This is a genomic window from Dolichospermum lemmermannii CS-548 (assembly GCF_028330815.1).
Classification (GTDB): domain Bacteria; phylum Cyanobacteriota; class Cyanobacteriia; order Cyanobacteriales; family Nostocaceae; genus Dolichospermum; species Dolichospermum lemmermannii.
On the sequence record NZ_JAQMTJ010000197.1, the window covers coordinates 1 to 12,693 of the forward strand.

General features: G+C 36.9%; 7 protein-coding genes. 4 read left to right on the forward strand and 3 right to left on the reverse strand.

Annotated elements, in window-relative coordinates; genetic code table 11:
- Positions 1–176: 176 nt before the first annotated feature.
- Positions 177–5,264 (reverse strand): WD40 domain-containing protein, encoded by a 5,088-nt coding sequence (locus tag PN450_RS12810; protein ID WP_271836573.1) that lies wholly within the window; start codon positions 5,262–5,264, stop codon positions 177–179.
- Positions 5,234–6,571: a P-loop NTPase fold protein gene (locus tag PN450_RS12815; protein ID WP_148760040.1), complete on the reverse strand. Its 1,338-nt coding sequence runs from the start codon at positions 6,569–6,571 to the stop codon at positions 5,234–5,236. The genes PN450_RS12810 and PN450_RS12815 overlap by 31 nt, the downstream gene beginning before the upstream one ends.
- 1,377 nt (positions 6,572–7,948) lie before the next feature.
- Here PN450_RS12815 and tatC point away from each other — a divergent pair.
- The 4 genes from tatC to PN450_RS12835 all read left to right on the forward strand — a co-directional run bounded on the left by tatC (position 7,949) and on the right by PN450_RS12835 (position 11,877).
- Positions 7,949–8,731, forward strand: coding sequence for a twin-arginine translocase subunit TatC (gene tatC / locus PN450_RS12820; protein WP_148760038.1), 783 nt, complete (start codon positions 7,949–7,951; stop codon positions 8,729–8,731).
- Between the two features lie 228 nt (positions 8,732–8,959).
- Entirely contained in the window at positions 8,960–9,997 is a 1,038-nt protein-coding gene (gene pdhA / locus PN450_RS12825) for a pyruvate dehydrogenase (acetyl-transferring) E1 component subunit alpha (protein WP_015083169.1), read from the forward strand.
- A gap of 298 nt (positions 9,998–10,295) precedes the next feature.
- Positions 10,296–10,610, forward strand: coding sequence for an ABC transporter substrate-binding protein (locus PN450_RS12830; RefSeq protein WP_148760034.1), 315 nt, complete (start codon positions 10,296–10,298; stop codon positions 10,608–10,610).
- 277 nt (positions 10,611–10,887) lie between these two features.
- Positions 10,888–11,877, forward strand: coding sequence for a PRC-barrel domain-containing protein (locus tag PN450_RS12835; protein WP_271820351.1), 990 nt, complete (start codon positions 10,888–10,890; stop codon positions 11,875–11,877).
- A gap of 78 nt (positions 11,878–11,955) precedes the next feature.
- Here PN450_RS12835 and PN450_RS12840 read toward each other — a convergent pair whose 3' ends face one another.
- The gene (locus PN450_RS12840; protein ID WP_271836574.1) at positions 11,956–12,693 is read right to left on the reverse strand and encodes a hypothetical protein; all 738 of its coding nucleotides are present in this window, start codon (positions 12,691–12,693) and stop codon (positions 11,956–11,958) included.

A 12,693-nucleotide genomic window follows, 5' to 3' on the forward strand; every position in this document is an offset into this window, starting at 1 on the left:
AAGTGAATTAGGTGCAAGGAATAAGGATTGAAACCATTAAAAACCTATCACTTTCTGAAATTTGAGACTATTCTTCTCTCCTTCTAATTCTTCCTCCTGACTCCTGACTCCTGACTCCTGACTCCTGACTCCTAGCCCTCAGGAAAAGACTTTTTCAGCAAGCCCTAATTATTCCCCTACTTATTTTGACATAAAGTTCTATAACTTTCCTCTTTATAGGCATCGCTTCTGGTCAGGTTTGGATTATATAGTAGATAATTTTTTAATATATGGCAATTACTTTCCAGTAATCTTTCTAATGTCATATCCGATAACTTCCGTAAAATTACATGACTATTACCACTACCACCCGCTAATATTTTACCATCTGGACTAAAACTAACGCTGCTTAGATCTTCTGCATCACCTTTTAAAACCATCATTAAAACACCTTCTTGATTCCACAACCTGATTTTATTATCACTGCTGACGGCTAGAGTTTTACCATCTGGACTAAACTTAGCACTAATAAAACCATCACCATACCCCATCAGGGTTTTTTGTAATTGACCGTTCTCACTCCAAATTTTCACCGTACTATCAAGACTAACAGAAGCTAATAATTTACCATTAGGCGACCAGGCTACACCATTTACCCTCCGAGTATGACCAGTTAAATTTTTGATCATTTCGCCATTACTTGTCCATATTTTTACCGATTTATCATCACTAGCGGAGGCTAGAAATTTACCATTAGGACTAAAACTCACCCAATTAATAGCATCAGTATGACCATTTAAAGTTTTTAGTAATTTACCATCTTGATTCCATAATTTTATGGTTTTATCTTTACTAGCAGAAGCGATAATTTTACCATCTGGCGACCAAGCTACAGCTAAAACTAGATCATTATGACCAGATAATGTTTTTAATAATTTACCATCTTGATGCCATAATTTTATAGTTTTATCTTTACTAGCAGAAGCAATAATTTTACCATTAGGCGACCAAGCTACAGCCCAAACTTGATCATTATGGGCTATGAATTTTTTGAGTAATTTACCTTCCCGATTCCAGATTTTGATTGTTTTATCCAAACAAGCACCGGCAATAGTATTACTATCAGGACTAAAACTAATACTTGTTACCCAATCATTATTGGCTTGGGGATTAGGTAAAATTAGACTATCCCAACGCCACAAAATAATAGTTTTATCTCTACCAGCAGATGCTAAAGTTAGTCGGTCAGGGCTAAAACTAACACTATTTACCCAACCATTATGTCCTCGCAGAGTTCCTAGTAAATTACCATCAATACTCCAAACTCTAACTGTTTCATCCATACTAGCAGATGCTAGAGTATGACCGTCGCTGCTAAAATTGATACTAATAACACCGTTGCTATGTCCAGAAAGAGTTTTGAGTAATTGACCTTCTTGATTCCATAATTTGATTTTTTTATCTAAACTTGCAGAAGCCAGAATTTTACTATCACTAGACCAAGCTATAGCTAAAACAGCATCTTCATGGGCTGGTAAAGTTTTGATTAATTGACCTTTGCTACTCCACAATTTTATGGTTTTATCAGCACTGCTAGAAGCCAAAATTTTCCCATCATTAGACCAAGCTACGGCTAAAACAGCATCTTTATGACCAGATAATGTTTTTAGTAGTTTACCTTCTTGATTCCACAATTTTATGGTTTTATCGGTACTTGCAGAGGCGATAATTTGACCATCAGGATGGAAACTTACACTATTCACTATAGATGTATGACCTAGTAAAGTTTTGAGTAGTTTACCTTTTCGACTCCAAAGTTTAATTGTTTTGTCTTGACTAGCGGAAACTAACATTTGACTATCAGGACTAAAAATAACACTATTTACTACATCTTCATGTCCTGATAAAGTGTTGATTAAAAGACCATTAGGACTCCAAAGTTTAATTGTTGTATCTGCACTAGCTGAAGCTATTAAAGATTTATCTGCACTAAATGTCACCATTCTGATTCCCGACAAATGACCTTCTAAACGATTACGTTCTTTGACTCCATAAACCGCTTGATATAGTGCAGTTAATACCTTCTCTTGAGTAGAAGTATCTATCCATAGAGTTTTTTTTAATTTTTTTCCTGCTTTCAAACTTTCCTTGAGAGCATCAATACCTTTTTGAGAAGCAAATAAAGTCTCACTAGATGCACTTAGAGTTTTCATTTCACTATCTGTGGACGTAATCACAGAAGTAGTTAAGGCAAACATAGCAATAATAGAAGCTGTTAAGGCTATTTTCAGGGCAATATTTAATCTAATTGCACCCAAACGTTGTTTTTCTTGGCTATCGGCTAATTTTGCAAGTAACTCTTTTTCTTTTAATTCTGTGCGTAAATGTTGAATTTCTATTTGACTTGCTTCTTCTCGCTTTCGTAATTCTCTTAATTCTGCCAGTAAATTATCTCCTTGTGAATGGTGTGTCTGTTCTAAACTAACGCCGTTCTGAGTTTTTCTTAATTCACTTTTAAGCCGTTCAATTTCTTGATAACTATTTCTAACCTGATCCCGTAATGTATTAATTTGTGTTTGTAATCCAGATTCCTGTTGTTGTAAATAACGAATTAAGCTGACTAAATAATCATGAATTAATTGATAGCGTTCGGGAACATTAGGAAATATCACAACTAACCCGGAGCGAACTAAAATATCTAAAATCAAGTCTAAGTTACTAGGATCTTCTAAATCTGAGAGTTCTAATGTTAATTCTGTCCGGGTTTTAAAAGGTCTTTTATTATGATCATCTGTTAATAAATATAAAACCAGGAGAGCAGCCCGTTCGTTTTCTTTTCCACATTCTTTAATTAATTCTTGAATATATGTTTCAATTAACTTATTGGGACGATATGCTTGATACTGGGCAAGGGTAGTAATATATTTATCTTGTAATTGTGCGCCCGCTAATTGCAATTCTATCGGACGAACTTCGCCCAGTTCTGAAGACAAATCAGCAACTAACGCATCAATTAAATCTGGTTCTAATTTGAGTTGGGATTGATTATGTGAACGTTCAGTTAATTTCTGAATGATTTTTCTGGCATTTTCAGGAGAAAAGTTATTAAGTTGATAACGAATATTTTTGTCAAGAATATTATTATTAATTGTTTCGATTGATGAAAGACATTTGAAATCTAGAAGGCGATGTAAATAATCTTCGCGCAAAGTCAAAATAACTTTCACAAAAGATACCCCTAAACAATCACTAATAAATTGATCAAATATTTGTTTTTTCTGAATATCTGTATCACCAAAGAAAAATTCTTCAAATTGGTCAAAAATTAACACTGTAATTAAATGATTATCTGCATTTTTCCGTAATTTTTGCAAAATACTATTAATAGTTGTAGGTATAGAAATATCAGATCTAAATTCTGTTTCCATGGCTGATATTTTTTGCATTTCTAACATGGCCTTGGTAAAGGATTTACCTAATTCTCCTAACCAATCTGTATAGACTTGGAGGACAACTGGTACAGCAATTTGATCACCAACAGCCCGGTTTTGCAGTGCGGGAACTAAGCCAGCCGTAACAGTAGAACTTTTACCAACACCTGACTGTCCATGAATAACTATTAATTTTTGGTCTGCACGACTAATTCTCCCAATTAAGTTATTAACATCATATTCTCTACCAGAAGCGGCAATTTCTAAGGCTATACTATTACTAGCAAATGTAGATATTAAAGTGGGGTTGGTGACTTGTCTTTGCGGTTGTAACCGTCCAGCCCCAATAAAGGGGACAAAACCATATTGTTGTTCTACAGAACGGAGTTTTTGTTTAATAATATAGGCTTGAAGATAGTGTCCTACTTGAAAGTATAATGATCTTAAATTATGTAATAAGCGAATATAACGATGGGCATCATATTTATGTTCACTGTTTTCTAAAGCTGATGACAGTTGTTGAGATGCTGCATTTATATATTCTTTTGCTCCCGTTATTTGTCCTAGATGATTGAGGGCTTCTGCTAAAGTTAATAAATAAATTTGTTCTAATATCAGAGGAAATAAATAATGATTTGATTCTGGGTGATTTTTTTCTGTTTCTAATTGTAGTAGTGATATATGCGCTAAAATACTAGCTTGTATCCAGTTGGAATTATGTACAGCTACCTGTGCTAAAAAACCATAATCACAAGCTAATTGAATTTTCCTACCATATATTTGATGTAATTCTAGGGATTTTTTAGCGACAACTTCTAATACTGTCCATGATTTTAAACTATATAAGACTTCTAATAATTGTTCAATAAATTCCGAAACTAAATCTATCCGTCCAGCAATTTCAAATGTTTGTAAACATTGCTGAAAATATGTTTTAGCTGATTGCCAATATCTTTCTCTTGATTTGGGATTTTGTTCGGCAAGACGACAGCAACATAATCCAATATAAAATAATAAAATTGACCGTTTTAAAAGATCAGCATAGGATGAATCAGATAATTCTGCTGTTCTATCAGTTGCATATTCTGTTAGCCATAAGTTTTCTTGATGATGCCAAAAACGCAAACTTTTCTGAAAGTTATTTAAGGCAGAATCAATCCGATTATTGACATAATCATCTATGCCAAAAATAAATTCTAACCTAGCATTTAATTCTGCTTCGATCTCAATCCCCCTATCATACAATTCTTTAATTGCATAATGCAGTTGATCACTGCTAATCCATACTTGTTCTAAGGTGACAGGATTACCTTGTGCATAATTACTTTGTAAAACTCTCGTAAATAGATCGTCAGTTTCTTGGTGGAGAAATTCTAGTAATCCAATAGAAGTCATTTCAAATCTAATTGGTGTAGCTGCCCAACTGGCAAAATCGGGAGCTAACCGCAGGATTTTCTGTAACACTTCATCATTTACCCAAAAAATCATGGGGATTTGATAACGTTTACGAAATTCATCTCGGACTTGATTAATAGAACGCAGGAGATCATCTATTTCATAGATTGATTCAAACCCCATAATCATTAATCCGGCAGGTTGATTAATGGTAAGTTGTGATTGAATTGTGGTATATAAACTTGTGGTATTTTCGGCTAAAGTAATACTTTGAATACGCTCATTTCCCCAACCATTAATTGCTAGTTGTTGCCGGATTATATCTCGCAGAAATTCGTAGTTACAGCACAGCAAGATAACTGAAAACTGATTTTTAGAAAAGGTAATTGCTCTTTCTAAACTACGTAAAGACTGTTGATTAGCAGCGATTATATTCTCTGCTTGCTGTCTTTTAACCATAATTTAAATTTTTCGGTTTCTGCTAAAACTGGGTTAAGTGCAAACCAAACACCCTGGTGATCACGATATTCAAATACGAATAAACTCCGTAATAAAATATCGTACTCTACATTGCCTCTAACTCGTTGATCTTGGATTACCTGCAAGATTAATTCACTTTCATCCAGATCAATGGCATTAGCCCGGTAATCTCGTTGTCTTTGGATTACTAATTCTACACATTTGCGGTCAAAAGGTGGATCTTGTTCTCGTAAACAATCAAATAGTAGCCCTAATAAGTCGCGGACATGACCACCACTAATCAAACACAAACGATCTAGAGTATCTAGATGATCAAATAATTGGGTAACTAAATTTAAACGATCTGTTGGTGATCTGTCAGGAAAGGCTCTTGCTAATACCATTTGTCGCATTAATCCTAGTCCTTCTGTATTAATTTCTCCAGAACGTTGCCGCACGGGAATCATTGGTAATACTTTCGGTGCAACTCCACCTCCTAAACGATGTTGTAGTTCCGCACTATCATTAGAAAATGTCAAAGCTAAGGGAATTGTGTAAACTATGTGGCAATTCAATTTTCTTAATTGTTCTCCTCGATCAATGAATAAGTATTCTGGTAGCGATCGCCCAGACGGTAAAGGACGAACCGCCACTCGATCCAAGTTATCCACAATCACCACCAATCCCTTCTTACCCCTGGCTTTTAGCTCCAAATTAGCCCGATCTAATAGCTCTTTATTAATTGATTGTAAGATATTTTCTGTGCGTGGTTCTAGATAGTCTCTTAACCGTCTGCGTAACTGAGGACTCTCTTTAGTTTTCGCCGTAATTTTGGCAATCCCCACAGATAATTCCGCTTCTACCCCCAATTCTAAAGGCGTTTGCAAAAAATCTACCAACTCCCTAAACAACTTAGTAAAGTAACTAGGTTGGACACGCAGTTTCATCCCTTCCAAGTTTTCACTGACCAAACCCGCGATCGCTAATAGAATATCTGTAATATCTATATCTACCATTTCTAAAACATGGGTAGACTCAAAATAGACAACATGAAAATCTCGCGCTTCCAACTCGGCCTTGAGTCGTAGCAATTCCGTAGATTTTCCACAGCCCAAATGTCCCGTAAATAATTGACAGGTTGGTATATTTGGGGAAATCTTTGTAATAGTCCGCAGCAGAGCTTCAATAATTTTTCCCCCACGGACTGAAGTAAAATCAATATAATACATCCGGTCGTCTACGTTCTCAATCATCAACGGCCGGGAAGGATTACAAGCTTGATAAAATCTTTCTAAGTTAAGAAGCATAAAAAATTAATTCACGCTGTAATGGTCATAACATGATCTGTCACAATCTCTTTTACAGTGGAAAACCGAACATATCCGCAAAAACCAGGTATAGAAACATAACTAATTTTAGATTTTTCTTCACATCTTCACGCAAGAAAATCCAAAATCAGTATTTACTTGAATACATTCAGAACAAAATCAAAAAAGTAGTAGTCCCTGATAAACAAGCATAGATAACATCTGGATGACTCCCTCTACCGAAGCCAACCAAAATATATCCAATATTGAAAGTTGAGAAAAAATCTGATAATCTGATAAATCTCGCTTAACGCTAATTATTTAAGCTCGGTTACAAATATTACTTTGTAATCAAAAAATATTAGTCCTTGCATGTACCTTTACGTAAACAATCTCCTTGTGGCTCATCTCTAGCAGAGACCTTAACCACTAACTGTGATTGAGTATAATTTTCGATTCTTGCTTGAGCATTATCTCTAGACAGCTTATTTCCTGCAAAACAAGCACTGGAATTGCACAGATAAACTGACAACACCATTAGTCCTACACCAATTGTTTTTTTCATATCTAAATTCAATTCAGATTTCTATTGCGTAATCAGCAACATTATTTTGATCAATCGTGAAAACTTATTAATCAGCTAATAGTTCTAAAAATTGCCAGAAAAATCTGTTCATAGTCTCAAATAAGACACTACAAAGAATGCAACCTTAAAGCGCATTAGTATATCCTTGTCTAGTCATTACAGGAGTAAATCAAGATTTATATTTAGCTTTACCAAACTACATCTTTGATTGATCCCAGACTGAGATAAACAAGTTATTGTTTTCATTGATTCACAGATTAAAGTTATATCTGTGATGGCCAAATCCACTCTTACCCCCCTGGCAGAGTTAATTTAACCACAAGATAACGTGCTTGATACGTATACATTTACTATGGGAAAATCCCGGATAAAAAAATCTTTTTTTGACCAGAAACAAATATAAATATTATCCGTCAACATAGAACAGAACGTAATTTAAAGTACATTTGTATTTAATCGTAAATTTAGAGTATTTTTTTTAAAGCATAAAAAAACCAGATTTAACAAGCTATACAGCTAGAAAATACTGCATAAAAGGATATAAGATCTGCAATTAATACTTATGTATCAAGTAGTAATAATTTAGAAATACACAAAGTAAATTTTGTGCTAATTAATACAGATGTAAAATTAAAGTCCAAATGTAAAAATAAAAATAAAAATAGAAATGCTACCAAAAATAAATACGGCTATTTTCGTGAATTATTTACAACTTCAAAAGTTTTCGAGCGGATTCCCTATAAAATAGTGAACGAAGATTGCCTAACAAATGTTTCCCACTTTTCCTACTCATGACCTCTTCACAAGACGTAGATACCATAAATTCCCCCGGCTTAGACCCAGAACCATCTATTAACCCGCTAGATGAATTACCAGGTGAAGTGGAAATGTCCATATTTGACCATCTGGAGGAGTTGCGGCAAAGAATTTTCTATGCCCTCATAGTGGTAGTAGTGGGTATTATCGGTTGTTTTATTTTCGTCAAACCCCTAGTACAGCTACTAGAAGTTCCTGCTCACGGCGTTAAATTTCTGCAATTAGCTCCGGGAGAATTTTTCTTTGTCTCCATGAAAGTTGCTGCTTACGGTGGTTTAATCCTGGCTACTCCCTTCATTCTTTATCAAATTATCCAGTTTGTACTTCCTGGCCTCACCGTGCGGGAACGGCGTTTAGTCATCCCTGTGGTGCTAGGTTCAAGCGTATTATTTGTATGCGGCTTAATTTTTGCTGACATTGCACTCATTCCCGCTGCTTTACAATTCTTCATTAATTATGGTGCTGATGTTGTTGAGCAACTTTGGTCAATTGATAAGTATTTTGATTTTGTGCTGTTATTGTTATTCACCACAGGACTAGCATTTCAAGTTCCAGTTATTCAAATTTTGCTCGCTACCTTGGGAATTGTCTCCTCACAAATCATGTTGAAAGGTTGGCGTTATGTAATTATGACAGCAGTAATTTTAGGAGCAGTGCTGACACCTTCTACCGATCCTCTGACCCAAAGTCTTTTAGCTGGTGCGGTTTTAGGACTATACTTTGGGGGGATTGGACTAGTCAAAATCATTGGCAAATAATTCAAGTTGTCAGTGGTCAGTGGTCAGTTGTTCGTTGTTCGTTGTTCGTTATTTCCTAACCAGTAATTTACTTAATTGTTAATCGCTATGCAGAAAGCCAGTTATCCTCATTGCTATCCTATAAAATGAGGCTTGATAAATTAGTTTTGTCAACGCTGGCTAATTTATAGCTAACGTTATCTAAAACCAACTTAACTTTAACTTTTACAATAGGGATACTTCACCAGCATGGCTCAAGAGCGCACGTTACCCACATTTAATACTGCCACAGTCCAAATCACCAAAGAAGAAGGATTGGGCTTATACGAAGATATGACATTAGGACGTTTATTTGAAGATAAATGTGCCGAAATGTACTATAGAGGAAAAATGTTTGGTTTTGTCCACCTATACAACGGACAAGAAGCAGTTTGTAGCGGCATTGTCAAAGGTGCAATGCGCCCCGGTGAAGATTTCGTTTCCAGCACCTACCGTGACCACGTTCATGCTTTAAGCGCCGGAGTTCCCGCACGAGAAGTCATGGCAGAATTATTTGGTAAAGCCACAGGTTGCAGTAAAGGGCGCGGTGGTTCTATGCATATGTTTTCGGCTGAACATCGCCTATTAGGTGGTTATGCTTTCGTAGCCGAAGGTATTCCCGTGGCTGCTGGTGCTGCTTTTCAATCTAAATACCGTCGGGAAGTGCTGGGAGACAAAACCGCCGACCAAGTAACCGCTTGCTTCTTTGGTGACGGTGCTGCTAACAACGGTCAATTTTTTGAAACATTGAATATGGCAGCTTTATGGAAATTGCCAATTCTCTTTGTGGTAGAAAATAATAAGTGGGCAATTGGTATGTCTCACGAACGGGCAACTTCCCAACCAGAAATCTACAAAAAAGCCAGTGTGTTTAACATGGTGGGTGTGGAAGTAGACGGTATGGATGTTTTAGCAGTGCGTCAGGTGGCTCAGGAAGCCGTAGCCCGCGCCCGTGCAGGAGAAGGTCCAACTTTAATTGAAGCTCTGACCTATCGCTTCCGGGGTCATTCTCTAGCTGACCCAGACGAAATGCGAAGCAAAGAAGAAAAAGAATTTTGGTTTGCTCGTGACCCCATTAAAAAGTTAGCTGCTTATTTGCTGGAACAAAATCTAGCTACAGAAGCAGAACTCAAAGATATTGAAAAGAAAATTCAGGCTGTAATTGAGGACGCGGTTAAATTTGCCCAAAGCAGCCCTGAACCAGATCCTAGCGAGTTATATCGCTTCATTTTTGCCGAAGACGTTTAATTTGGGTCATGGGTAATGGGTGATAGGTAATGGGTAATCATGGAATATTACAAAATAAATAGCGTTGGTGATTAAAGAGATGAATTTGTCGGGCTTCGCCCCGCTTCGCTAACACGCTCCAGGGGCAGAGAGAAGGAGCTTCAGCGATATAATTTTTGATTTTTATGCTTCAATATAGCGATCGCCAACGCTATGCTTTTTTCCCAATTCAAAAATATGCAAGTTAGATGTAATAAAGCTTATACTCATCAAATTTATTAAGGGTTATAGTTGTATAGGATATGTTAATGGGTTAACAATGCCTGTTGTCTGGCATCCTCAAATGCAAAAGGCTAGTGTTTTTACCAAACAAGCAACCAAGCTTTGGGGTGGTCAAGTTAACTGGCGGACGGCGACTGCTTACGATGCGACTCGGGCAATTATTCAGGGATTAGAAAAAGCCAGCACACGGAGCGAACTACAAGCAACACTCCGCAATCCAGACTTTTCGACAAAGGGAGCAGGAGAGGTGGTGAAATTCTTACCTTCTGGCGATCGCTATACTCGTCCCAGATTGGTGCAAGTAAGATCCACTACAGCCAAGTATGAATTTGTCCTAATTGATCCACAATAGGTCGAAATGGTGGAAATGTGACAATGCTGCTATGAACAGTCAAAGACTATAAACTAGGTATGGTAGGGATTTGAGTTTAAATTTTTTGAAGGTTTGAGATCAAATTATCATGGTGGAATTTGTTGGCACGACAACTTACAATGAGGAAGAAAGGCCAGAGAAATTCATCTTACCAATGACAACTGACAACTGACAAATTTCTGTTAAAAATAGTGATATACATAAACCGGATTCGAGATTGCCTACGGCACGCTACGCGAACAGGAAGAACTATAGAATGACTTCAGAACAAATAGTTAGACGTTCAGATATATTAAACACTCAGGTAATCACCCGCGACAACGGTAAGCGGTTAGGTATCGTGAGTCAAATCTGGGTTGATATTGATCAAAGAGAGGTTGTGGCACTTAGTCTGCGAGACAGCCTCATCTCTATTTCTAGTTTGCCTCGCAATATGTATCTCAACACCATTAACCAAATCGGTGATGTTATCTTAGTTGATAACGAGGATGTCATCGAAGATGTGGAAGTAGAGATTCTCAGTAACCTGATGAACTGGGAAGTCATCACCGAAACAGGTGAAGTCTTAGGCAAGGTGAGAGGCTTTAAATTTAATGGCGAAACGGGTAAAATATACTCCATAGTCATTGCCTCCTTGGGATTACCGCAAATTCCTGACCAGTTTTTGAGTACCTATGAACTGTCCATAGATGAAGTTGTCAGCACTGGTCCGAGTCGCTTAATTGTGTTTGAAGGTGCTGAAGAAAGAGTAAACCAATTAACCGTAGGCGTTTTAGAACGGCTGGGAATTGGTAAAGCCCCTTGGGAACGAGATGCAGAAGAGGAATTTGGCTATACGCCCCCCCGCACAGTTGCCCCCAGCAATCAATTACCTAGCGGTGTACCCCTCCAAGCACCCCGGCCAAAAGTTCGCATTCCTGAACCCATAGCCCAGGAAGAGGAATGGACAGAAGACTACGTAGAGGAAGAAAGACCCCAGCGGCAAGTCATGAAAGCCCGTTCCTACGAGTCAATTCAGTATGATGAAGATGAAGAAGATAACTGGAGTGATGAAACAGTCAGAGATAGTTATCAGGAAGCACCCAGATCCGCAGCCAAGCCTGCTAAAAAGACCTACGCAGATCAGTATGATGACTATGATGATGATCTCGAAACTGATGCTTGGGATGATGCACCAAAGCCTGTGAATATTCCCAAAAAGGTCAAGGAACGACAGGTGGAATACGAAGAAGAAGGCGGATATTAAGTTTTGTAAACCCCCCTCATACTTATAGTAGAGGGGGTTATTTTTTTTTGAGTAGGGAAATTTTAGTTGAATATTAATTTAGATGCAATATTTACCAAGAGATAAAGTTTGAATAAAAGTACGAGATTCAGGTACATTCTGAAAAATCCTGCCTATACTTTCTGCATTGATAAAATCTAATGCTTTTTTATTAAAGTCTTCATCACTAAGAGTTTTAAGTTCTTTAGTACCATAAAGTAAAGTTTTTAATTCTCCTGGTTTCTTCCCATAAGCATCCTTAATTAATTTTTTGGGGTCTATTTTAGCAGCAGCTATAAATATTTCAGTTGAGGGAAACGTGACGACTGGAACTACTACAGGTAAATGTTCGTGTGTATAACCGTCTCTTGCCTTAGCTCGATAAAATTCTTCTATACTTCCTACTAATATCTTAGATATGCTGAATCTCCAGTCTTTAAAGTAGTCATCAGGAGCGGAAAGCGTCTGTTCAGTATCAGCAGTGAGCAATAAAATATCTCGGTTACAAATTGGTCCTACTTCCTTTTCAAACTCTGTAAAGGCTGTATAAAGAGTGTTTGTCACTGATTTTTTGAATTGTGAAGCTTGTTCACCTGTTAGATAGCAACCACTATTAATTTTATTTACCTCTTTACAATATCTTTCTACAGCATCATGAATGTTTTGCCGACTTAACTCAATATAATTAAGAGTCACATGATTTTGATCCCCGTCAGATAAAATACACTCAGAGATTTTTCTAAAAATTGCCCTGTCAGTAGCACCATCTCCAACAATTGCTATATTTCTCTCTAGCAT